At 45.1% G+C, this 23,798-nt stretch carries 17 protein-coding genes; 14 read left to right on the top strand and 3 right to left on the bottom strand.

Annotation, left to right across the window (positions count from 1 at the left end; genetic code table 11):
* Nucleotides 1–392 precede the first annotated feature (392 nt).
* The 6 genes from adhE to TES5_RS04865 all read left to right on the top strand — a co-directional run bounded on the left by adhE (nt 393) and on the right by TES5_RS04865 (nt 8,534).
* Nucleotides 393–2,996 (top strand): bifunctional acetaldehyde-CoA/alcohol dehydrogenase, encoded by a 2,604-nt coding sequence (adhE, locus tag TES5_RS04840; protein WP_068560486.1) that lies wholly within the window; start codon nt 393–395, stop codon nt 2,994–2,996.
* Between the two features lie 219 nt (nt 2,997–3,215).
* On the top strand, nt 3,216–3,860 hold the full coding sequence (locus tag TES5_RS04845) for a metal-dependent transcriptional regulator (protein ID WP_068560489.1): 645 nt from the start codon (nt 3,216–3,218) through the stop codon (nt 3,858–3,860).
* A gap of 25 nt (nt 3,861–3,885) precedes the next feature.
* A complete protein-coding gene (gene dinB / locus TES5_RS04850) occupies nt 3,886–5,016 on the top strand; it encodes a DNA polymerase IV (protein ID WP_068560492.1) in 1,131 nt (376 codons plus the stop codon).
* Nucleotides 5,017–5,059: 43 nt separating this feature from the next.
* Complete coding sequence (locus TES5_RS04855) at nt 5,060–5,881, top strand: ZIP family metal transporter (RefSeq protein WP_068560495.1); 822 nt, start codon at nt 5,060–5,062, stop codon at nt 5,879–5,881.
* A gap of 356 nt (nt 5,882–6,237) precedes the next feature.
* Nucleotides 6,238–7,560 carry a DRTGG domain-containing protein gene (locus tag TES5_RS04860; protein WP_068560499.1) on the top strand — a complete coding sequence of 441 codons (1,323 nt, stop codon included), beginning with the start codon at nt 6,238–6,240 and terminating at the stop codon, nt 7,558–7,560.
* A gap of 11 nt (nt 7,561–7,571) precedes the next feature.
* Complete coding sequence (locus tag TES5_RS04865) at nt 7,572–8,534, top strand: DHH family phosphoesterase (protein WP_068560502.1); 963 nt, start codon at nt 7,572–7,574, stop codon at nt 8,532–8,534.
* 66 nt (nt 8,535–8,600) lie between these two features.
* Here the strand turns inward: TES5_RS04865 and zwf are convergent, their stop codons facing one another.
* Nucleotides 8,601–10,121, bottom strand: a complete 1,521-nt coding sequence (gene zwf / locus TES5_RS04870; protein WP_068560505.1) for a glucose-6-phosphate dehydrogenase — start codon at nt 10,119–10,121, stop codon at nt 8,601–8,603.
* A gap of 266 nt (nt 10,122–10,387) precedes the next feature.
* On the opposite strand from zwf, the gene TES5_RS04875 reads away from it, so the two are divergent.
* Nucleotides 10,388–11,704: a DEAD/DEAH box helicase gene (locus tag TES5_RS04875; protein ID WP_068560509.1), complete on the top strand. Its 1,317-nt coding sequence runs from the start codon at nt 10,388–10,390 to the stop codon at nt 11,702–11,704.
* Between the two features lie 372 nt (nt 11,705–12,076).
* Here the strand turns inward: TES5_RS04875 and TES5_RS04880 are convergent, their stop codons facing one another.
* The gene (locus tag TES5_RS04880) at nt 12,077–12,865 is read right to left on the bottom strand and encodes a DUF1189 family protein (protein WP_068560512.1); all 789 of its coding nucleotides are present in this window, start codon (nt 12,863–12,865) and stop codon (nt 12,077–12,079) included.
* Between the two features lie 141 nt (nt 12,866–13,006).
* On the opposite strand from TES5_RS04880, the gene TES5_RS04885 reads away from it, so the two are divergent.
* The 6 genes from TES5_RS04885 (at nt 13,007) to TES5_RS04910 (ending at nt 18,407) form a co-directional block, all read left to right on the top strand.
* Nucleotides 13,007–13,615: a superoxide dismutase gene (locus TES5_RS04885; protein ID WP_068560515.1), complete on the top strand. Its 609-nt coding sequence runs from the start codon at nt 13,007–13,009 to the stop codon at nt 13,613–13,615.
* 211 nt (nt 13,616–13,826) lie between these two features.
* Nucleotides 13,827–14,282 carry a MarR family winged helix-turn-helix transcriptional regulator gene (locus TES5_RS04890; RefSeq protein WP_068560518.1) on the top strand — a complete coding sequence of 152 codons (456 nt, stop codon included), beginning with the start codon at nt 13,827–13,829 and terminating at the stop codon, nt 14,280–14,282.
* An 84-nt stretch (nt 14,283–14,366) separates the two neighbouring features.
* Nucleotides 14,367–15,458, top strand: a complete 1,092-nt coding sequence (locus TES5_RS04895; RefSeq protein ID WP_068560521.1) for an ABC transporter permease — start codon at nt 14,367–14,369, stop codon at nt 15,456–15,458.
* Nucleotides 15,459–15,470: 12 nt separating this feature from the next.
* Complete coding sequence (locus tag TES5_RS04900) at nt 15,471–16,148, top strand: ABC transporter ATP-binding protein (protein WP_068560523.1); 678 nt, start codon at nt 15,471–15,473, stop codon at nt 16,146–16,148.
* A gap of 27 nt (nt 16,149–16,175) precedes the next feature.
* The gene (locus tag TES5_RS04905; RefSeq protein WP_068560526.1) at nt 16,176–16,574 is read left to right on the top strand and encodes a DUF2177 family protein; all 399 of its coding nucleotides are present in this window, start codon (nt 16,176–16,178) and stop codon (nt 16,572–16,574) included.
* Between the two features lie 39 nt (nt 16,575–16,613).
* Nucleotides 16,614–18,407 (top strand): DAK2 domain-containing protein, encoded by a 1,794-nt coding sequence (locus TES5_RS04910; RefSeq protein ID WP_068560528.1) that lies wholly within the window; start codon nt 16,614–16,616, stop codon nt 18,405–18,407.
* A 350-nt stretch (nt 18,408–18,757) separates the two neighbouring features.
* Here the strand turns inward: TES5_RS04910 and TES5_RS04915 are convergent, their stop codons facing one another.
* Nucleotides 18,758–21,412 carry a YfhO family protein gene (locus TES5_RS04915; protein WP_068560530.1) on the bottom strand — a complete coding sequence of 885 codons (2,655 nt, stop codon included), beginning with the start codon at nt 21,410–21,412 and terminating at the stop codon, nt 18,758–18,760.
* A gap of 261 nt (nt 21,413–21,673) precedes the next feature.
* Between TES5_RS04915 and TES5_RS04920 the strand changes: the two genes are divergently transcribed.
* Nucleotides 21,674–23,722, top strand: coding sequence for a peptidoglycan D,D-transpeptidase FtsI family protein (locus TES5_RS04920; protein ID WP_068560531.1), 2,049 nt, complete (start codon nt 21,674–21,676; stop codon nt 23,720–23,722).
* Nucleotides 23,723–23,798: the final 76 nt, after the last annotated feature.

Here is a 23,798-nt window from a genome sequence, read left to right on the forward strand (position 1 = left end):
CTCAAATATGAATCTCTAATTACAAAAAAGAAGGTTTGGATTATTAGCAGGCGGATTTATTCGGTTCAGCGGTCTCGGAATGGCGCAAATTGATTAGATAGGGACGTCTAACGACCACGTCGTTTTTCGCTACGGAAAAAAATTCAAAAAAATTTTTTTCGGATAAAATCCGAACAATGATAATTATTTCACAACAAGAAAGTTGAGATGAAGACTGTTTCCATAAACTATTTGTGAAAACGAGCAGAGGCATAAAAACCTGTTGTACACGCTTACAATGGCTGTTCCAGAAATAAGTGAAAAATATCACATTTATCCGCTTTACAAACGAAATTCCATGAAATATAATAAGCATGTGAAAAGGATAACATATATTTTTAGGAGGATCTCACATGAGTAAAGAAAAAGTAGTTTTAGAGGAGAAAAAACCCATGATGACTGTCAAAGAAGAAATCAGCAACTACACTGCAAAAGCCCAAAAAGCTTTGACTCTGTTTGAAGATTATACCCAAGAACAAGTCGACCACATCGTCCACGAAATGGCATTAGCTGCAATGGAGCAACATATGCCACTTGCAAAAATGGCAGTTGAAGAAACAGGCCGTGGCGTTTATGAAGATAAATGTATCAAAAATATGTATGCCGCTGAAAATATCTGGCACTCAATCAGAAAAAATAAAACAGTCGGTATCATCGAAGACAACAAAGTAGATCAAATCATGAAAGTTGCTGCTCCTGTAGGTGTTGTTGCCGGTATCATCCCAACAACCAACCCAACTTCGACAACAATCTTCAAAGCGATGATCTGTATGAAAACAAGAAACCCGATCATCTTCTCTTTCCACCCAAGCGCAGAAAAATGTTCAGCTGCAACTGCAAAAGTTGTTTACGATGCTGCCATCAAAGCGGGCGCACCTGCTGACTGTATCCAATGGGTAGAAGGCGTATCAATGGAAAAAACAGCTGAATTGATCAACCATCCAGAAGTTGCTGTCGTATTGGCTACTGGTGGAGCTGCAATGGTTAAAGCTGCTTATTCTACAGGTAAACCAGCATTAGGCGTTGGCCCTGGTAACGTTCCAGCTTACATCGAAAAAACAGCAAACATCAAACGTGCTGTAAACGACATCATCGTTTCAAAAACATTCGATAACGGTATGATCTGTGCTTCAGAGCAAGCTGCAATCGTCGACAGCGAAATCTATGATGAAGTCAAAAAAGAATTCCAACTGCACAACGTATACTTTGCTAAACCTGAAGAAATCCAACAATTGGAAGATGTCGTGATGAATGATGCCAAAACTGGCGTAAGACCGAATGTTGTCGGTATGCACGCTCGTAAGATTGCTGAATTGGCTGGATTGAACGTTCCTGCAAACACTAAAATGCTAGTCGCTGAATTACCAGGTGTCGGAGCAGAATACCCAATGTCAAGAGAAAAATTATCTCCAGTATTGGCTATGATGAAATCAGACAGTACAGAGCATGGTATCCAACTGTGCAAACAAATGCTTGATTTGGGTGGCTTAGGTCACTCGGCTGCACTGCATACTCGCCGCAATGACTTGATCGAGCGATTCGGAAAAGAAATGAAAGCTTGTCGTGTGCTTATCAACTCTCCATCTTCTCAAGCCGGTATCGGTGACCTGTACAACAATAACATCGCTTCATTAACTTTGGGTTGCGGATCTTACGGCAGAAACTCAGTTTCTCATAACGTTTCTGCATTAGATTTGTTGAACGTGAAAACTGTTGCTAAAAGGAGAAATAATATGCAGTGGATTAAATTACCAGAGAAGGTTTACTTCGAAGAAAATTCAGTTAGATACTTACGTGACATGAAAGATGTCGAAAGAGTCTTCATCGTCTGCGACGACGGCATGGTCAAATTCGGCTATGTGGATGTAGTCATCGAACAATTGAAGCAACGCAACAACAAAGTATCTTACGCAATCTTCTCGGATGTTGAACCTAACCCGACAACAAACACTGTGAACCGTGGTACTGAAAAAATGCGTGACTTCCAACCGGATACAATCATCGCAATCGGCGGGGGTTCTCCTATGGATGCTGCCAAAGCGATGTGGTTGTTCTATGAGCACCCAGAAAGTGACTTCTTCGGCGCTAAACAAAAATTCTTGGATATCCGCAAACGTACTTACAAGATCAAGGATATGGAAAAAGCGAAACTTGTCTGCATCCCAACTACCTCAGGTACTGGTTCGGAAGTAACGCCATTCGCGGTTATCACAGACAGCGAAACACACATCAAATACCCATTGGCTGATTACGCATTGACTCCTGATATTGCTATCGTGGATCCACAATTCGTATACAGTGTTCCTAAATCTGTAACTGCAGATACTGGTATGGACGTATTGACGCATGCCATCGAATCTTTTGTTTCCGTATTGGCAAACGACTACACTAAAGGTTTGAGTTTACAAGCAATCAAATTGGTATTCGAAAACTTGAGAAATTCATACAATTACGGCGACCAAGAATCACGCGAAAAAATGCACAATGCTTCTACTATGGCTGGTATGGCCTTCGCGAATGCGTTCCTGGGTATTTCCCACTCGATCGCACACAAAATCGGCGGTCAATGGGATCTGATCCACGGCCGTACGAACGCTATCCTGTTGCCGCATATCGTCCGCTACAATGCGATCGATCCGCAAAAACATGCGTTGTGGGCTAAATATGAGTACTTCCGTGCAGACGAAGACTACGCTGAAATCGCTCGCTACCTAGGTTTCAAAGGCAATACGACTGCTGAATTGGTTGAAGCTTTGGCGACTGAAATCACTAAATTAGGTCAAGACATCGGCATCAAGATGAACTTCCGTGATCAAGGCATCACTGAAGAAATGCTTGAACGCGATGCAGACCGCTTGGCTGAATTGGCTTTCGAAGATCAATGTACAACAGCTAACCCTAAACAACCATTAATCTCAGAATTGAAAGAAATCATCTACGCAGCCTACAAAGGTTAATAGTAGATAAGGAAAAGCCGGGACATGCTCCCGGCTTTTTTGTTGTTCGAAAATCATTTTAGGTTTATGCCAATTTGTCGCCAACCCTCTTTTCCCATTGCAGAAGTGGGTTATATAGTGACAGTGAACGGAATATTGTGGTTTTTAGGCTTGTAATCAAGTGGATTTGTCGTATAATATAAAATATAGTTTAGGTTAACCTAAAAGAGGAGGGAGCGCATGACACCGCACAAAGAAGATTATCTGAAAGTAATCATGGAATTGGGTGGAGACAAACAGCTTGTCAACAATAAGCAGATAGGGCAGGCTTTATCCGTATCTGCCGCTTCTGTCACCGAAATGTCTGTCAAATTGCTCAAGGATGGCCTGATCAGTCACATCCCGTACCAAGGGGTGCAGATCACCGACAAAGGCCAATTGATCGCAAATAAGCTGATCCGGAAACACCGACTTTGGGAAGTGTTTCTCTCGGAAAAATTGGATTTCAACTGGGACGAAGTGCATGACGAGGCGGAACTGTTGGAGCACGTGTCATCGGATCGCTTGATCGATAGCTTGGATGCCTATCTAGGTTTTCCTAAATATGATCCGCATGGGGGCGTGATTCCAGACAAAGAGGGCCGGATCGAAGTTTATGAAAGCAAACCACTAATCGAGCTGGAAGTCGGCAGCCGCTTCATCATCAGGGAAGTTGATGACGATCAGGAATTTCTGGCGTATCTGCTCAACAAGGGCGTAAAGTTAAGCGTCCCGTATCTGTTGACAAATGTGGAGCCGTACGAAGGCCCATATACCTTTGAGGCCCAGAATCATCAGTCTTACCAAATCAGCTTCAAAGCGGCAAGTAAAATTCACGTTCAATGAATCAGTGCAAAGCAAGGAGAACAGTATGCAGATTGGGATCTTGACCTTTAAGGAACCCGAAAATGATAAAAGCAGAAAGATCATCCATGTGGATATGGATGCCTTCTACGCTTCAATCGAAGAAAGGGACCATCCGGAACATCGCGGCAAACCGATCGTCATTGCGAATCATCCGAGAGATACCGGTCGCAAAGGGGTCGTGACTACAGCCAATTATGCCGCCAGGAAATTCGGGATCCATTCGGCGATGAGTGCGCAAAAAGCATTTGAACTCTGCCCGGAAGCCATCTTCATTCCTCCGCGGATGAGCCATTACAAGATTGTTTCCCAACAGATCAGGGGAATATTCGCGCGCTACACCGATTTGATAGAACCTTTGTCTCTGGATGAAGCCTATCTGGATGTCACAAAGAACAAGCGGAATCTGTCCAGTGCGACAGTGATTGCCAAGAAAATCCAAAGGGAAGTCTGGCAGGAAACGGGTCTGACTTGCTCGGCAGGTGTTTCCTACAATAAATTCATCGCAAAAATTGCTTCCGACTTCCGGAAACCGGCTGGCATGACTGTGATCACGCCAAATGATGCAGCCCGCTTTCTGCGCGAACTGCCTATCGAAAAGTTCTATGGCGTCGGCAAGAAGACAGTCGAAAAGATGAAACTGTTGGGCATCCATTCCGGAGACGATCTCTATCTTTTTGATCAAACTGAATTGCTTTCACAATTCGGGAAGCACGGATATATCCTCTATCAACGGGTCAGAGGCATCGATAACAGAGCTGTGGAGCCTGAACGGGAAAGGAAATCAATCGGGAAAGAACACACCTTTACCTTGTTTTTGACTGATGAGGAACAGGCCAGGGTGGAACTGAAACAAATCGCTCTGGCTGTCCAAGTAGCGCTGCATAACAACAAATTGCACGGGCGGTCGATTGTGTTGAAAATCCGCTACGCTGATTTCGATACGATAACCAGAAGGAAAACCCGTATCGATCATTTTTCCCAAGCGGAGGATATTTTCCGTCATGCCTGGGAACTGTGGTTGGACCACGGTACGATAGAACGGCACGTGCGTTTATTGGGCATAACCGTAACACAGCTCGACCCGATCCACTACGAGAACATTCAATTGCCATTATGGGACACGACGCATCTGTAACAGAAATCATTCATCATTTCATCACAAAGGGGAGATAAAAATCATGTTAGAGTCATTCGGTCAATTAAATCCAATTATGCAAGCGTTCATAGCGGGATTATTCACTTGGGGTTGTACCATCATAGGTGCCTCGTTTGTGTTTTTCTTCAAATCCGTCAATCGCAAAGTCCTTGACGTCATGAGCGGCTTCGCTGCCGGGGTCATGATAGCAGCATCATTCTGGTCATTGTTGGCTCCATCCATTTCCCATGCCGAAGAGAGCGGCTACGGTGGCTTGTCATGGGTTCCGGCGGCGATCGGTTTTTTGCTGGGCGGCGTGTTCCTGCGCATGACGGATAGAATCGTCCCCCATCTGCACTTGGGTGAACCGATGGAACACCGGGAAGGTCCGCAGACCCAAGCTTCCCGCAACCTGTTGTTGTTCCTTGCGATCACGATCCATAACATTCCCGAAGGCTTGGCAGTCGGAGTCGGTTTTGGAGCGGTCGCAGCCGGCATATCCGAGGATAATACACTATTGAGTGCCATTGGTTTGGCAATCGGTATCGGCATCCAGAACATACCTGAAGGATCGGCCTTGTCAATGCCGATCCGGGCTGATGGAAACAGCAGGATGAAGGCCTTCAATTACGGCCAGCTTTCTGCCATCGTTGAGCCGATTGCGGCAGTCATCGGGGCAGCCGCCGTCATATCGATGAGCGCGATTTTGCCATACGCACTCGCGTTCGCTGCCGGTGCGATGATCTTTGTTGTTGTCGAGGAACTGATACCGGAGTCGCAAACGAACGGAAACAGCGATATTGCCACGATGGGACTTATGGTCGGCTTCACAGTCATGATGATCCTTGACGTCGCTTTAGGATGATGAATAATCCGTAAAAAGGCCTTCTGTGCGGAAGGCCTTTTTATGTGTGCATAACAAAATAATATCGTTCATTTCAGTTGTACTAATAATCTGTTTCATGATACGATGAACACTGAATAACACAGTTTTTATCACAGAGAAAGGTGAGGAACCGCATGAGGATTTCTTTTCACGGGCAATACTGCTTATGCATTGAAGCAGCGGGACCGTACTGCGGTTCCAATCCACTACAACACTTTTCCGTTGATCGAACAGGATCCGAATGAGTTCCTCGCCCTTCTGGATGATGGGGTCGGCCTGATAATGCAACCTGGGGAATCCATTTCACTATAATTGAGAAAGTAAGGGAGTAGACTATGGCAACGAAACATGAGCAAATCATTCAATACATCGAAACGATGCCGGTCGGAGAAAAGCTTTCCGTCCGTACGATAGCTAAAAATTTGAACATGTCTGAAGGGACAGCTTACCGCGCCATCAAAGATGCCGAGAACATCGGATTGGTTTCAACAATCGAACGGGTAGGCACCATCCGGATCGAACGCAAATCGAAAGAAAACATCGAAACGCTAACTTTCGGGCAGATCTGTAAAATCATCGATGGTGATATTTTGGGCGGCAAGAAAGGCCTTGATAAGACCTTGAGCAAGTTCATCATCGGTGCGATGCAACGCGAAGCGATGGAGCGATACATTTCACCAGGATCGCTTATGATCGTCGGTAACCGGAATGATATCCAGGAATTCGCGTTGGAAAAGGGCGCAGCCGTCCTTATCACGGGGGGGTTCGATACAGATGAGAGCATCGTCCATTTGGCGGATCAGGTCGAAATGCCGATACTGCGTACGACCTATGACACTTTTACCGTAGCGACGATGATCAACCGCGCCATGACGGACCAGCTGATCAAAAAAGAAATTATGCTGGTGGAGGACATCTACACGCCGATTGATGAGACGAAATTTCTTTCATTGGATGATACTGTTTTCCAGTATCGCAATCTCAATACAGAAAGCACCCATTCACGGTTCCCGATCGTCAATCACAACATGCGACTTGTGGGCATCATAACTGCGAAGGATATCCTTGGAAAAGCAGATACGCTTTCGCTTGAACGGGTAATGACCCGCGATCCGATAGTCGCAAAAACGCACATGAGTGTTGCGAGCGTGGCTCACCGGATGATCTGGGATGGCTTAGAGGTGATGCCTGTGGTGAAAGATAACTTGCAGCTGCTCGGTATCATTTCCCGCCAGGATGTTATGAAAGCCATGCAGCTTGCACAACGTCAGCCGCAAGTAGGCAATACGATTGAGGACCAAGTCGTTGAAAACTTGTCTTTGATCAGCTCTGAAGAAGGGACTGCTTTGCCTTCCTATAATTTCAGAATCACACCACAAATGACGAATAGCTTGGGAACGGTGTCGTTCGGGGTATTGAGTGAAGTGTTGGCGAGCACGACCAAGAAAATCTTGTATACCTTACAGAAACGGAATGCACTAATCGAGCAGATGGACATCTATCATTTGAAGATGATACAGATAGACAGTGTCATTGAGATTCGTTCGAAAATGTTGGAGTTGGGCAGAAGATCCTCCAAACTGGATGTCGAAGTTTATTTAGAAAATTCTCTGGTCGGCAAAGCAATCGTCATTTGCCAACTGATGGAAAAATCCTAGGAGGGAAGCGAATGGAAAATCCGATTTATGCAGATATAGTCAACAAGATTCAAGCGTATGCCACCATCATCATCCATCGTCATCTGCGTCCGGATCCGGATGCGTTGGGTTCGCAGAATGGTCTCGCCAGTTTGATCAGGCAAGCCTATCCTGAGAAAAAAGTATTTGTTGCCGGCGAAAACGAAGATAGTCTCTCGTATCTCGGCAGTATGGACAGCATCCCGGATGAAGCCTACGAGGGTGCCTTGGTGATCGTCACGGATACCGCGAATCAACCAAGAGTCAGCGATAAACGTTATCTTAAAGGGGAGTATTTGATCAAAATCGATCATCATCCGAATGAAGACCCCTATGGAGATATTTGCCTTGTGGAGACCCAAGCCAGCAGCAGCAGTGAAATCATCGCAAAAATTTCCTTTTCAACTGGGGATAAGCTGCCGATGAATGACGCAGCTGCGCGTCTGCTGTATGCCGGCATTGTAGGCGATACCGGCAGATTCCTTTATCCGGCGACGACGGCAATGACCATGAAAATAGCCTCCAAACTGATGCAATTTGATTTTTCCGCGTCGGATATCAGTCAAATGATGAATACAAATTCTCTGAAAACAGCCAATTTATCAGGTTTCGTTCTGCAGAGTTTAACAATCAACGACGTTGGGGTAGCCAGCATTATCCTTTCCCAAGAAATTCTAGGGAGATTTGGTGCTGTCGACAGTGACACCGCACCGGTTGTTCCTTTGCCCGGCACTGTAGAGGGCGTTTTGTGTTGGGGGATTTTTGTGGAGCAACCGAACGGGACCTATCGTTGCCGTTTGCGCTCAAAAGGTCCGATCATCAATGAAGTCGCCAAACGCCATGGCGGAGGCGGTCATCCGCTTGCAAGCGGAGCAAATGCGAAAGATGAGTCAGAAATAAACGACATCATTTTGGAATTGGAAGAGTTGGCGATCGAATGGCAGAATACGCATTGATGCAGCAGAATTGAATCGAAAAAGGCCGGGCAGAAGCGAAATAACGCTTTTGTCCGGCCTTCAGTTTTATTCGTTGTCCTGTTTTTCTTTATAACTTTGACTCCAGTTGAATTCAGTCCAGTGGAAGCCGTCCTGTTCAAGTAAAGCGTCACTTTCTTTTGGACCCATCGAGTGGCTCTCATAAGCGAAAAGGGTATCCGTACAATCTTCTTGGGCATCCCAAACTTTGCGGATTTGATCAACGAAATGCCAAGATTGCGCGACTTCATCCCAGTGGGAAAAGTTTGTTGGATCGCCGTTCAGGCAATCCAATAAGAGGCGTTCATATGCTTCAGGGCTGTTTGCTTGCGTTTCTTCATCGTAGATGTGATGCATACGAATATTTTTCATCTCAGTTCCTTGACCGACACGCTTGGCGTTCAGGCGTAAGGAGAAGCCTTCCAACGGCGAAACATGGATGGTCAGCACATTCGGTTCAGCGATTTCGTCTACGCCTTCTGTAGGGAAAATATTCATCGAAACATGTTTGAACTGGATATGGATGTATGTCTCTTTAGAAGCCATTTGTTTACCGGTTCGGATGTAGAAGGGAACACCTTTCCAACGGAAGTTATCGACTAATATTTTACCGGCAACAAAGGTTTCGGTTGATGAAGCAGGGTTGACGTTTGGTTCCTCCCGGTAGGCTTGCAAAGCTTTTGCAGGATTTCCGGCATACTGGGCCCTGATAAAGTTGCGGTTGACCTCTTCGGGTGTGTTGTACAGACGAAGAGAACGAAGAGCTTTAATTTTCTCGGAACGCACATCCTCGCCTTGCAAGGAAAGCGGCGGTTCCATAACTAACAAGGCAACAATCTGAAGGATATGATTTTGCACCATATCGCGCAAAGCGCCATTGTTGTCGTAATAAGCGCCGCGTTCTTCCACGCCGACAGTCTCGGAGAGGGTGATCTGGACATTGTCGATGTACTTGTTGTTCCACAGCGATTCGAAAATCATATTGGAGAAACGGACCGCAGAGATGTTCTGCACCATCTCTTTACCCAAATAATGATCGATACGGAAGATTTGATTTTCATCAAACGACTTGCGCAACTTCGTGTTCAATGCATCCGCAGATTCGAAATCCCGCCCGAAAGGTTTCTCTATGATCAGACGGTTGAACCCGTCTTGCGTAAGTAACTTCTGTTCTTTCAGTTTTTCGGAAATGGTGCCGAAAAACTCCGGAGACATCGCCAAGTAAAAAATGCGGTTCCCTGACAGTGAATACTTGGCATCCAAAGATTCGGACAAGTCCTTCAACTTGATGTAGTGTTCCGCGTCATTGACGTTGTGTGCGATATAATAGAAATGAGCAGCGAAAGAAATTGCATCTTCCTTATCCTCGATCAAATCTTTGATGGAATCCAAGACCACTTCACGGAAATGTACATCAGACCATTCTCGTCTCGCTGTTCCGATAACGGCAAAATTATCCTTGATGAATCCTTTTTTGTATAAGCGAAATAATGACGGATACAGTTTGCGGTGAGCCAAATCACCAGTCGCTCCGAAAATAGTGAACAAAGCAGTATTTTGGGTAATCATTACATGCCCCCCTTTAGTATTATGATTAGATTTTATTCATTATATCATTATACTATTATCATTTAGCCTTGGCAACGAAAGAAAGTGTCTGTTTTCATGAGTGTGGTATGTTCTAGAGAGTGTTTCCGCATACGTATGTAAATATGTTGCCAATAAATTTATGTGTCCTCCTTTCACATTCTTATTTGAAATTAAGGTTTAAACCTTCTGGATGTGTTATAATGGTAGGGCATAAAATACGCAGAAGAAAAACAAGAGGTGTAAACGTGGAATTTAAAGACTTTCAATTGAAGCCATTTTTGCTGGAGGCAATCAGCAAATTGAATTTCAAAGAACCGACAGATATCCAAAAACAAATTATCCCGATCATTCGGACTGGTAAGAGTGTCATTGGCCAATCGCAAACAGGAACAGGCAAAAGCCACAGTTTCTTGCTGCCTTTGATCGATGCCATCGATCCAGCAAAAAATGAAGTTCAAGTTGTCATCACTTCACCTAGTCGTGAATTAGCTGAACAATTGTACCAAACGGCCACCCAACTCATTTCGAATGCGCCAGAGGAAATCCGTATCGTCAGTTACGTAGGCGGTACAGACAAGAAACGTCAAATGTCGAAACTTATCAACAATCAACCGCACATCGTCATCGGAACTCCGGGCAGGATCCTCGATCTGGTCAACGAGCAAGCGTTGAAGATCCATACTGCATCCAAAATGGTCATTGATGAAGCGGATATGACACTGGATTTGGGCTTCCTGCATGATGTCGATCAGATTGCCGGACGTTTGCCGGAGAAACTGCAAATGCTGGTTTTCTCCGCTACGATTCCAGAGAAACTGAAGGGTTTCCTGAAGAAATACGTCGAAAACCCTGTGGTTGTTCAGTTGAAACCGGAACACATCATTGCGCCAGCAATCGATAATCTGTTGCTGTCGACTAAAGGGCGAGAAAAAATTGATGTTCTGTACCAAGTGCTGTCAATGGGAGAACCATATCTGGCGTTGATTTTTGCCAATACAAAACAAAATGCTGAGGAAATCGCTGATGGATTGAGACAACGTGGCATCCAGCCAGCTGTCTTGCATGGCGATGTTCCGGCTCGTGAACGCAAACGCATCATGAGAAGAGTCCATAATCTGGAGTACCAATTCATGGTGGCTACCGATTTAGCGGCAAGAGGCATCGATATCGAAGGCGTTTCGCACGTCATCAACTATGAATTGCCGAAGGACATGGAATTCTTTGTACACCGTACGGGCAGAACGGGACGCAGCAACTTAAAAGGAACAGCGATTACTCTTTACGCGCCGGGTGAAGAAAAGGCAATCGATGAACTGGAGAAGTATGGTGTTGTTTTCAAACCAGTCGCTATCGAAAAAGATCAGCTTGTTGAGACCTATGAAAGAAAACGCCGTGAGATGAGAAACGCTCCGAGTCAATTGGAACCCGATCACCGCATCCGCGGAATGGTAAACAAAGCTAAGAAACAAGTGAAACCTGGCTACAAACGCAAATTGAAAGAAAATATCGCCAGCCAGCAGAAGCGAAAAAGAAGAGCCAGCAAAACCCGCAGCCATGGGTAAAACATAAGAAATGCCAAACGGATTCTTTAGTGGCTTACTTATGCAGCTTGCCAACAATATAATCAAAGAGGCCGCAGCAGATGATCGAAAGATCATCTTGCTGCGGCCTCTTTTTTAACATACAGGAATTTATAAAATTTTCCAGAGTGAAAAGTGCATCACCGTAGGTGTTTCATAAGTTTGCAACATGTTTCATGCATCTAAAATAATGTCCAGCTTCACGGGTTAGCCCTTCGGAAATTAGATAAATCTGTCCTATTGCGCTCTACGATGCTCAGTCGGACAGATTTCCTAAATTTCTTTCAGGGCTGAACGAACCCGTTCAGCTTTTCTTAAGAGGACCAGTCGTCTCTGAAATTTGCGGGTTCCCTGCTAATCTTTGAGTGCTTTGTAGAAATAGAATATTCCGATCAGTACTATTGCTTCATCCTGTACCATCGGATAGATGTCGAATCCGTTCAACAAGCTGAAGAACAGCACCGGAATCGCGGCTGCTATCAGTGCCATCTTCAGCATTTCGCGGAAAAGGAGTTTTTTTCGCATAAATCCTATTAATACATTTGCGAATAGTGCAATAATCAATAGTGTAAGCAGTACACTGAATGAAGAAATGAAAAAACTGAATAAAAGCATGATAACGCCGGAAAAGAACTGAGTGCTCGAAAAATTGTGCAACAATTTTTTGATGGACTCGTCCGTAATACCATCGGCCTGTTCATAGGGTAACCTGAATGGGACGTCTTGAGCGTAAAGGATGAAGGCATCCTTAGAAAAGACTAGACTCAAAATCAGATCAGGCGATGACATTTCTTTTTCGAGTTCTCTCTGTGTGTATACTTCCTGATTATCTAAAGCCAACAGGACGGTGTCCGTTTTATGGATAAAACCTTTATCCTTAGGTTCATCCAACAGCAGGGCGCTATCAGCAATAGTGAATGAAGGTATTTTATCCGCTATCACACCAGCGTCCGCCGAAAATTTTTCCAGAGTGGCATACCCATCCAAAAACAAGGGGATGCTGACGGAAAGTGAGAGCAAGCAGAAGAGGAAAAAGGCCGAACTCTTTTTTAAAGTTTTGGCAGCCAGTAATTGTTTTGGCTCAATAAAACTATTTTTGACTAAACTGACGATTGAGATTGTGATCACCGCTTTCTGCATCATACTTACACAGTCTATCGAAAATGGATGCATTTAGCAATCACAAATTGTTACGGCTTCGAGGCATTATTTTTGATAAAGTGAGCAATTGATGATACAGTGAAGTCAGTCAGAAATCACAAACAATTTTAGGAGGAATTTAACATGGCTTTTACATTACCAGCACTACCTTATGCGTACGACGCTTTGACACCATATATCGATGAGGAAACGATGCACTTGCACCATGAGAAACACCACAATGCATACATCACAAATGCGAATGCAGCATTGGAGAAACATCCTGAGTTAGCCGACAAAACAATCGAAGAATTATTGGCTGATTTGAACAGCATCCCGGAGGATATCCGTACAGCAGTAAGAAATAATGGTGGTGGACATGCAAACCATAGCCTATTCTGGACAGTTTTGGCACCGAATGCGGGTGGAGAACCTACTGGAGCTGTAAAGGATGGAATCGAAGAAGCATTCGGCAGTTTTGATGCCATGAAAGAGAAATTCTCCGCAGCCGCTGCAGGCCGTTTCGGATCCGGTTGGGCTTGGCTAGTGGTTTCCGATGGTAAATTGGAAATCACCTCCACTCCAAACCAAGATTCACCGATCAGCGAAGGCAAAACGCCGATTTTAGGTCTTGATGTATGGGAGCATGCTTATTACTTGAATTATAAGAACGTGCGTCCTGAGTACATCAAAGCATTCTGGAACCTTGTAAACTGGGATGAAGTCAACCGTCGTTTAGCGGCTGCAAAATAACCGAAAAAAGATATTGTAATCCAATCAAAGGATTCAGGGCACCCGCTCTGAGTCCTTTTTTCTTACAGTCATAATATAGTGATGACTGAAGAACTGATTTTGTGGATTTTTCGAGTGCGATTGTTTTACTTTCCGGATGTCATCCAATAATATATATCTTGTAAGATGTATATGAGTAGTGAAAATAAATTTGGAAAGGAGACGCTGTCGGATGGAGGAATCTATTTTTGAAAGACCGCTTGAGGATCAGCTTTGTTTCGAGGTTTATCGAGCAGCGAATGATTTCAGTAGAATGTATAACCGCGCTTTGAAAGAGTTCCGTTTGACATTCCCTCAATATCTTGTGCTGTTGGTTTTGTGGGACGATAATCGGATATTGATCAAGCACATCGGGGAGCGGTTAGGGATGGGGATCGGAACATTGAACCCTATATTGAACCGACTTGAGAAACAGGGTTGGCTCACAAAGGAACCATCGCTTCTGGATAAACGCGCTATCATTGTTGCCTTGAGTGAAAAAGCCGTCATTTCAAAAAAAGCAATTCATGTTGCTATATTGTCGGAAGTGAAAGCTTGTAATCTGGAAGGTATTGATGGCCCGTTTTTGATGAGGCAGTTGAAGCTGCTCAACAACGCTATGAGCCAGGCCGATACCGGGAGTGTCTAAATCAGAACAGTAATTAAATGTGAATAATCAAGTCATTTTTCATTCATTATATAAAACGATAAATAAAAAAAGGGAGATGAATTAATGTTTTTAGCTTGGAAAGAAATTAAACATTCAAAGACAAGATTTTCTTTAATAATAGGCGTGATGGTGCTGGTGTCATATTTGGTGTTTTTCCTGGTAGGTCTTGCCTATGGATTGGCACAGGATAATCGGACCAGCATTGATAAATGGGATGCGGACGGAATCATTCTGACTGATGAGTCAAATACGAACATCAATATGTCCATGATGCCAAAAGGTGCCATCGATGAGGTGGAGGCAGATGAAGCAGCTGTGATCGGCATAGCCCCAAATGTCATCAGGAAAAAAGGAACATCAGGCGATGATGCAAAAATAAATACAACTTTTTTTGGTATCGAATCGGATCAATTCCTGATGCCTGAAGTCATCGAAGGAAAAGCTTTCGAAAATGATGACGAAGTTGTTGCAGACATCAGTCTGAAAGAGGAGGAGGGCATAGTCATTGGGGACACCCTTCAGTTGGCTGGATCGGACAAGGAAGTCGAAGTAGTCGGCTTTACTGAAGATGCTAAGTTCAGCGTTGCACCTGTTCTGTATACGACAGTCTCATCGTATCAGGATGTGCGTTTTGAGCAGATTGACGAGTCTGAGGAGGGCCGCGTCAGTGCGATTGTTGTCCGGGGAAGCGATGGTACGGTCGAAGGGGTGGACACTGGAAATGAAGACCTGATAGTGTATCCGATTGCGGATTACATCAATGAAATTCCGGGATATACTGCTCAGGTGTTGACATTTGGGTTGATGATCGGCTTTTTGGTTGTTATTGCTGCAGTAGTAATCGGCATTTTTATCTATGTCCTTACCATGCAGAAATCGAGTATGTTCGGCGTTATGAAGGCGCAAGGAATATCCAGCGGCTATATCGCAAAATCAGTCGTCGTCCAGACATTCCTGTTGGCTGCAATCGGTGTCGGCATTGGCTTATTGTTGACAGGAGCGACAGCACTGGTCTTGCCTCCTGCTGTTCCATATCGCACAAATCTATATTTTTTGAGTGGCATAGCTTCCTTGTTGGTCATTATGGCTATGATCGGCGGCGTGTTTTCCGTTAGAGCGGTTGTAAAAATAGACCCATTAAAGGCAATTGGATAGGAGAGACAGCAGATGAAATTAATAGAAATGATAGATGTTTCCCGATCATTCGGTGAAGGGGAATTAAAGATAGATGCGCTGAAAAAAACGAACATAGCCATCGAAGCCGGTGAATTTGTTGCAGTCATTGGCCCGAGTGGGTCAGGAAAGAGTACTTTTTTGACTATTACAGGAGGGCTGCAGACCCCAACTTCCGGTAAGGTCTTGATAAATGGGAATCCATTCAGTGAAGTAAACGAGAAAAAACGAGCCAAACTTAGATTTGAAGAAATCGGTTTTATTCTGCAAGCCTCAAACCTAGTCCCGTTTTTGACGGTCCAAGATCAGCTGCACTTGGCCAATAAAGTTGAAGGCAGTAAAGTTGATAAACAAAAACGCGATGAATTACTAAAAGAATTAGGCATATTCGAATTGAAGAATAAGTTTCCGAGTGATCTCTCCGGCGGTCAAAGGCAAAGGGTCGCAATAGCGAGAGCCCTATATCATGATCCGTCTGTCATCCTTGCCGATGAACCAACGGCCAGTCTGGACACTCAGAAAGCATTTGAAGTTGTCGAAATTCTTGCCCGAGAAACAAAATTAAAGAAAAAGGCGACCATTATGGTTACACATGATGAACGTTTGATAGATTATTGTGATAAAGTATATGTAATGAAAGATGGCATCTTGTCCGAAAGAATCGGCGGATAAACAAATAACGGAATGGAGGAAGAGAAGATGGACAACATCAAATTGTATTTCCTGACATTTTTTGTGTTCTTTTTAGTGGATATAGTCTGGTTAGGGGTATTGTCGAAAAATATTTACAGCAAGTACTTGGGGCACCTCATGGCTCCGAATGTTAATTGGGTGGCAGCGATAATATTCTATTTCTTGTTCATCGGTGGACTCGTGTTTTTTGTGATCCATCCGGCACTTTTGAAAGAAAGTCTACAGTTTGCCATTTTGGCAGGTGGCTTTTTCGGACTGATCGCTTATGCGACTTACGACTTGACTAATCTGGCTACCATAAAAGATTGGCCGGTTATTATCACCGTAATCGACTTGGCCTGGGGAACTTTTTTGAATGCCGCGACAGCCGGGATCACTTACATTGCGGCGCAAAGATTTCTCTAAAAAATGAATAAAGTTTTAGATGTGGACGGAGGAAGAACGATGAATATTTCAACCCTTGATAGCGAGAGGCTTTACAATTCTTTTTTATCGGGTGCGCATGAAGTCATAAAGAACAAGAACAGTCTGAACGAAATCAATGTATTTCCGGTCGCTGATGGAGATACTGGCAGCAACCTTTCCTCAACCATGCATGCGATCATCATGGACGCAAAAATCTCGGGATCCGTCAAGGAAACGATGAACAGTATAGCTGATGCCGCTTTGACTGGTGCAAGAGGAAACTCGGGCATCATTATTGCCCAATACATCAACGGGATTTTTCTCAGTCTGATGGATGACGAGATGATAACCATTTCTTCATTTGCAGAAACGGTCAAAAATGCGGTCCCTTATGCCTATCAGGCTATTTCCAATCCGGTTGAAGGAACGATCATCACTGTCATCCGTGAATGGGCTGATGCTGTATATAGCCATAAAGATCTTTCGGCAACGTTTTCAGAATTGTTTTCAAAGTCGTTGATTACAGCCAACAAATCTTTGGAGGCGACAACTTCACGTTTGAAAGTGCTCCAGGATTCCAAAGTCGTCGATTCCGGTGCGAAAGGATTTGTCTACTTTCTGCAAGGATTTGCAACATTTTTGCACACCGGAAAGTTGGATTTGAAAGTCAGCGAAGAACAGGAAGATCTTTCTTTTAATGAAGAATTGATCCACGGCCAAGGGGAAATTCGCCATCGCTATTGTACTGAAGCGCTATTGTCCGCGGACTCTATCGATCTGGAAGCGTTGAGGTCGGAATTGGCACTCTATGGCGATTCTTTGATTGTGGCAGGCAACAATCATAAAGCCAGGATCCATATCCATGCCAATGCTCCGGAGCAAGTGTTCCAAGTTTTGCGCAAGAAAGGCATCATCTTGCAGCAAAAGGCGGACGACATGATCAGGCAGAATGAATCAGCTTTTGACAGAAAATACGCTATTGCGTTAATCACCGATTCTATCGCGGACGTTCCGCAAGAAATACTCGATCGTTATCAAGTGCACATGTTGCCGCTCAACCTGAATTTTGACAATACTTCCTATCTGGATAAGGTAACCATGACGCCTGAACTTTTCTACCCGTTGTTGGAAGTGGCCGTCGAGTATCCGAAAAGTTCACAGCCGAATCCGATCGTTGTCGAGAAATATTTAGAAACCGTGCTCGCGCATTACGATCAGGTCATTGTTGTGACTGTTGCGAAAGAGCAGAGTGGAACCAACAGTGTGTTTCGGAATGCTGTCTCCAAGAAACTGCGTGAAGGCAAAAAAATCGCTGTTATCGATTCGAAACGGAATTCCGGTGCGCAAGGGTTACTTGTCATGAAAGCAGCAGAAATGATTGCCGCAGGAACACCTTTCGACGAAATCGTATCCGCCATTGAAAAATTGAGGGATCGGACGAACATTTTCGTCAGCGTCAACAATTTGAAATATATGGTAAGATCCGGCCGACTAAGTAAAGTTTCAGGGATGGCAGCGATGTCGATCAATCTCAAACCGGTCGTATCCATCGACGCAGAAGGTAAAGGTTCCATCGCGGAGAAGGCATTCAGCGAAAAAGGCAATGAAAAGAAATTGTTCAGATTGTTGGGAAAAATAAACACACAAGAGAAGGTTACGCGATATGCGATTGTGCATGCCAATAATCCCGAAAAGGCTGAAGTATATCGCAAGCGCAGTGTCGCTTTGCTCGGCAAGGAACCGGAGTACATCATGAATATTTCAACAATCGTCGGAATGAGTGCCGGTGTCGGTAGTGTGGCGATTTCTTATATGTGTGAGGAGGAACTATAAGGCTTCCCGTGGTTCTCTAAATGAAAAAAAGATAAGAAAAGCGGCCGGGATATCCTAACCGCTTTTCTTATTTATTTTTAACACACAGGAATTTATAAATTTTTTCAACTCAGAAGTGCATCGCCGTAGGTATTTCACAAGATTGCAACATGTTTCATGCATCTAAAATGATGTCCAGCTTCACGGGTTAGCCCTTCGGAAATTAGATAAATCGTACCTATTGCGCTCTTCGATGCTCAGTTGCATGGGACTCTTAGGGATTCATCCCTTAGAGCCCCAGTACAAGGTGACCGTAGGGAACGTTGCGTGGACAGATTTCCTAGATTTCTTTCAGGGCTGAACGAACCCGTTCAGCTTTTCCTGCGATATTTTCTCAATAATAAGGCACCAGCGATGGAAATCACGCTGATGGACAAGCCAGTCATCAGATAAGGGGTACGGTACGCAAATACAACCGTATGTTTGCCCGGGCTGATTGGTATTGCCAGTAAGCTATTCAGAGCGGTAGTTGTTTCTGCAGTTGTCCCATCGATCGTGACCTCCCAACCTTCGCTGTAGGGGATCGTCGTCAACAATATTTCATCTTCAGCCTCGATCACGACAGAACCTGTAATGCGTGTCTGGCTGAACGAAGTGATCGTCATGCCTTCCGCTTGTCGCGCTGAAATGGTTTCCTCGAACAGAGCTTTGTTCAATTCGTAAAGTTTCAGGTCCTGTACCCGTATCGAGTCCTCGAGCAGTTCGATCGTGAAGGTGACGTTCTCCCCCTGCTGGTTGCTTGCGATGTTGATTATCTGATCATTGCGATAGGTCGTATAGTAATCCAGCTTCACATTATTCACATAAAGGTTTGCGTTATCATCGTCGATGCCGGCATCCAGGATCAGATAATAAGGATTACCGCTGGTAGGGGTGAACTGGAATTCGATCCTTGAGACTGCACCATCCACAGACCGATAGTAGGTTGTGTTCTGCGCATCATCGGCAGCGGATGTGACATTCTGGAAAACGTTGGAATCGAACGGGCGCAATGAAAAATATGGTTCGATACTTTCCTGATTGTTGAAGGCGTCCAAAAGTTGTTCCTGCATCAATAGGGGCTGATCCTCGATCAATTCGAGACCCAATACGCTTTCGGAAACACCGAATGCCAGTGACAACGCGTATGGATTCTCAAAAGTGGTGGTTCGATCGGTCTCGGAATAAGGACTGTATTGGGTCAAATCCGGGCGGGTGGAGTTGCGTTTCAACCGGTACACGCCGTCATTGAGGTCATAAAATGTTTCCGGCAACTTCTTATCCTGGATGAAGTATTTCACACCGAAAAGCGCATCCGTAAACAATGTCCCGGTTGAGTATACGATAAACCCGTTGCCGTCCGGAAAGCCCAATGATCCGAACAACGCGGGAATCTCTTTTTCAAAAGTGGAGCTGAAATGATTGATTCCTGCATAATTTGCTTGGAAGCTGTCGTTTTTGGAACGTTGGAACGTTTTTTCGATCCGGTAGAATGTGTCTTTGGGTGTGCGCACATCCGCCAGCATCGTATTCAGATTCGTTTGATAATCAGAGAATTCGTCCTGTTTGACGTAGCCCAACCGGAACAGGTCGATGGCTGCATTTGCCGTCATCTCTGCGGTCACCACGAAAAGCAACGTGTAGGTCAGCCATTTTCTCGGTTGATCCCTGAGCATCAGCAACACTAGGACAAGGACAGAAACGACTGCACTGATCAATACTTGGACAGGCTCCAAAAATTCAAAATCCTTTTTCAGCACATAGATGGCGGTGGCCGCATTCGCGATCAAAAGACAGCAGGCCAGCGAAAAGGGAAAAGGACGATAAGTACGCAACGCCCGAAAACCGTTCAGCAGAAAAAAGAAACATACGGTGAACGAAAAACGGTAAGGGTACCAGATCGGATATTGTCCGGCATGCCAAATTTTATTCAGAAACTGGACGTTCATCGCCAGAAAAAAGAGGGCGGTTAACGCCAGCGAGGTGAACCGTTCTTTTTTTGAGAAACCGGGATGAAAAAAATAATAAATGTAGGCTGTCAGCGCGACAGTTCCGATAAAAAGATTGGGGTGTCCGCTGGGCATTTGGTCAAAATTGAACGCTCCGATATAAAACTTCGAAACGACTTCGAAGGGATCATAGGCGAAACGCCAATCGATCAGCTTGTTGGCATAGCTTGCCTTGCTTCCCAAGAGCGAATAAAAGGTGGGCAGCAGCAGGACGGCAGCAAAGCCAGCTCCCAACAAAGAATAACCGATGAATCGGGCTGATTGTGTGAAGAAATGCTTCAGCTGCGCTTTCAGGTTGTTGGTGCTGACAAGTTCTTGTCTGGAAAATGCGAAAAGGTAATAGAAGACCAGGAAAACACAGATCATGAATCCGATGTAATAATTAGAAAGCAGCATCACTGCGAGAAATAAGCTGTAGTAAAGTCCGCTTTCACCGGATAGCAGTTTCTCTAAACCCAGAATGATCAGAGGCAGGAAAACAAGCCCGTCCAGCCACATGACGTTCAATTGATTGACGATGACGTAACCCATCAGGGCATAGCTCACTGCGAAGGACGGCACCAACAAGCCTTTGCCTTCGAACCGGGAAATCAACAGATGAGCAAAAGTCAGTCCTGAAGCCGAAACCTTCATCAGGATCAAAATGGTCACCGCCAAAGGCAACTGGGACTGCGGGAAAAGCAGAAAAATGAGGTTGAACGGACTCATCAGATAGTAAGCCCACAGGCCCAGCATCTCGCCGCCGAATGATTTTGTGAACGAAAAGAAAAGGGCGGAAGGATCGGACAATAAGGTAGTGCGATAATAACTGAAAAAATCCACATATTGCTGGCCGAGATCGACTGTCAATAAGGTGCTGTTGCCGAAAGGATAAACACCCATAGTGGCATAAATGACCATCATTACAAACAAGGGCAGTAAGAACGAAAGGAAAAGCATATTTTTTTGCGGGGATAGGGTTGTGAAACGCTTCAGCATGCTGCACATTCCTCCTTAAAATGAAATTTTTTTGCGTTCCTGCAGATTCGCCTGACTATGAGTGAACGCTCGGGATAGTTGAAGCGGAAATTTCACAAGTGCTTCTGCTATTTTAGCATATCCCGCTGGTTTTATGAAGAATTCGAGCATGTGTCCGAGTATCCGAACAGGACACATCTTAAAAATTTGTTGCGTCGTTTGTAATGATTGCTTTTTTTGCTATAATAGGTTGTCGAACTATGGTTTTAGGAAGGTGCAAAATTGGAAGATAATACCCAAAACAAAAGAAAGAGAAAATCGCATATCCCATTTCGGTTGAACCTGCTCTTTTTTATCGTGTTCTCGCTGTTTTCGGCGGTGATATTCCGATTGGGATACCTGCAGATCGTTCGCGGCGATGAATTTGAGGCTATCGTAAAACGTACGGAAACGACACTTGTGACGGAATCGGTGCCGCGCGGTTTGATATACGACAGAGACGGCAACATCCTTGTGGGCAATGAACCACAGCATTCCATAACCTACACAAGAGGAGCAAACACGACAGCCGAGGAAATGGCAAAGGTTGCCGCTGCGTTGGCGGGTTTGATAAACGTCAGCTTTGAAGAACTGACGGAGCGTGATCTGAAGGATTATTGGATAGCCATAAACAACGAAGTGATGTTGAAGCGTCTGTCGGATGATGAAAAGCTGTTGCCTGGTTCCGAATTGTATGAAGTGGAGCTAGCGAAAATAACGGCGGAAGATATCGCTTATTCGGATGAACAAAAAGAAATTGCCGCAATCTTCAAGCGAATGAACAGCGCGTATGCCTTGTCGACTACCAGTATAAAAAATAAGGATGTAACGGATGAAGAACTTGCCCAAGTGAGCGAAAATCTGTCCGGTCTGTCCGGAGTGGATGTCGCGACGGATTGGGTCAGGATCTATCCCGAGTCCGACTTGCTGAAGAGCATATTAGGAGGGGTGACCAGCGAAAAAATCGGTTTGCCGAGCGACAAAGTCGCCACCTATTTGGCAAAAGGGTACGCCAGAAATGACCGTGTCGGGAATTCCTATTTGGAGCAAGAATACGAGTCGGTGCTCTCAGGCACGAAATCACAATGGGAAACGATCACGAATCAATCAGGTGAGGTTGTGACGCGGGAGGAATCCTATGAAGGAAAAGCCGGGGATAATCTGGTCTTGACCATCGATATCGATTTTCAGAAGGAAATCGAACAGATCGCTACCGGTTTCCTGAACAGCAATGTCGATTCTTACAACGACCGGGTGTATATAGTGGTATCGGATCCGAATACAGGCGAGATTCTGGGCATGACCGGCAAACAGCGCTCGACCTCAAACGAAATTGTGGATGATGCATTGGGAGTCATCAATTCCAGCTACGGGATGGGTTCGGCGGTGAAGGGCGCGACGGTGCTGACCGGATACATGACCGGTGTCATCAGTACGGATAACAATGTTCTCGTCGATGAACCGCTGCAATTCCAAGGGTCAAATCTTAAAAAGTCAGTTTTCAACCCAACCATCGGCAGCCAAGTGGCCATAAACGATATCGAGGCGTTAGCCCGCTCATCGAATATTTACATGATCAAATTGGCGATGCTGATGGGGGGACAGTCGACCTACGAAGCAGGAAGTACCCTGAATATTTCACCGAGTGTGATCGATGAACTGCGCGGTTATTTTTCCCAGTTCGGTTTGGGTGTGAAGACGGGGATTGACTTGCCGAATGAAGGCAGCGGACTAAAAGCCAGTGAGAGGAGCGCCGATAAAGCTATAAACCAATCATTCGGGCAATCCGATCTCTACACGACCCTGCAATTGTCGCAATACATCAATACCATCGCCAATGGCGGCACCCGATACGCTCCTCAGTTGGTTTCAGAAATCCGCAGCACGGATGCGAACGGAGCGCTGGGGGCTTTGGAAACGACTTTGGAGACAAAAGTGATGAATCAAGTCGATGTCGATGCGCAAGCGATGGAGCGTGTCCAGCAAGGGTTTTACCAAGTAACCCACAGCGAGAACGGGACGGCTTATTCGACATTCGGGAAAGATCCGAACGACGTCGCCGCCAAGACAGGGACGGCGGAAGCTTTCTATGACGGGAACAATGACAATCTGAAGGGTGAGAGTGTATTCAACTCCACCTTTGTCGGCTATGCGCCCTTCGACAATCCGGAAATCACCGTAACGGTAGTGGTTCCTTATCTCAGCACAGATACGGGCCGGGCTACACCGATTGCCAAGAAAGTTTTCGATGCGTACTTCAATACTGGGGACTACGCAACGCCAGCGGAATAACCATCGGCTGACGATTTCAAATGGACACAAAGAAGGAGCCGGAACAAGGATTGCAATATCCTTGTTCCGGCTCCTT

Origin of the sequence: Trichococcus sp. ES5 (assembly GCF_900067165.1) — a bacterium.
In the GTDB taxonomy this organism is placed as follows: domain Bacteria; phylum Bacillota; class Bacilli; order Lactobacillales; family Aerococcaceae; genus Trichococcus; species Trichococcus flocculiformis.

Bases quoted from the DNA above. Each gene is read 5' to 3' on its own strand.
- TES5_RS04860 (WP_068560499.1), top strand. From the start codon at position 6,238: ATGGCAACGAAACATGAGCAAATCATTCAATACATCGAAACGATGCCG.
- TES5_RS04845 (WP_068560489.1), top strand. From the start codon at position 3,216: ATGACACCGCACAAAGAAGATTATCTGAAAGTAATCATGGAATTGGGT.
- zwf (WP_068560505.1), bottom strand. From the start codon at position 10,121: ATGATTACCCAAAATACTGCTTTGTTCACTATTTTCGGAGCGACTGGT.
- TES5_RS04900 (WP_068560523.1), top strand. From the start codon at position 15,471: ATGAAATTAATAGAAATGATAGATGTTTCCCGATCATTCGGTGAAGGG.
- TES5_RS04885 (WP_068560515.1), top strand. From the start codon at position 13,007: ATGGCTTTTACATTACCAGCACTACCTTATGCGTACGACGCTTTGACA.
- TES5_RS04880 (WP_068560512.1), bottom strand. From the start codon at position 12,865: ATGATGCAGAAAGCGGTGATCACAATCTCAATCGTCAGTTTAGTCAAA.
- TES5_RS04895 (WP_068560521.1), top strand. From the start codon at position 14,367: ATGTTTTTAGCTTGGAAAGAAATTAAACATTCAAAGACAAGATTTTCT.
- TES5_RS04890 (WP_068560518.1), top strand. From the start codon at position 13,827: ATGGAGGAATCTATTTTTGAAAGACCGCTTGAGGATCAGCTTTGTTTC.
- TES5_RS04915 (WP_068560530.1), bottom strand. From the start codon at position 21,412: ATGCTGAAGCGTTTCACAACCCTATCCCCGCAAAAAAATATGCTTTTC.
- TES5_RS04905 (WP_068560526.1), top strand. From the start codon at position 16,176: ATGGACAACATCAAATTGTATTTCCTGACATTTTTTGTGTTCTTTTTA.
- TES5_RS04910 (WP_068560528.1), top strand. From the start codon at position 16,614: ATGAATATTTCAACCCTTGATAGCGAGAGGCTTTACAATTCTTTTTTA.
- TES5_RS04855 (WP_068560495.1), top strand. From the start codon at position 5,060: ATGTTAGAGTCATTCGGTCAATTAAATCCAATTATGCAAGCGTTCATA.
- adhE (WP_068560486.1), top strand. From the start codon at position 393: ATGAGTAAAGAAAAAGTAGTTTTAGAGGAGAAAAAACCCATGATGACT.
- TES5_RS04865 (WP_068560502.1), top strand. From the start codon at position 7,572: ATGGAAAATCCGATTTATGCAGATATAGTCAACAAGATTCAAGCGTAT.
- dinB (WP_068560492.1), top strand. From the start codon at position 3,886: ATGCAGATTGGGATCTTGACCTTTAAGGAACCCGAAAATGATAAAAGC.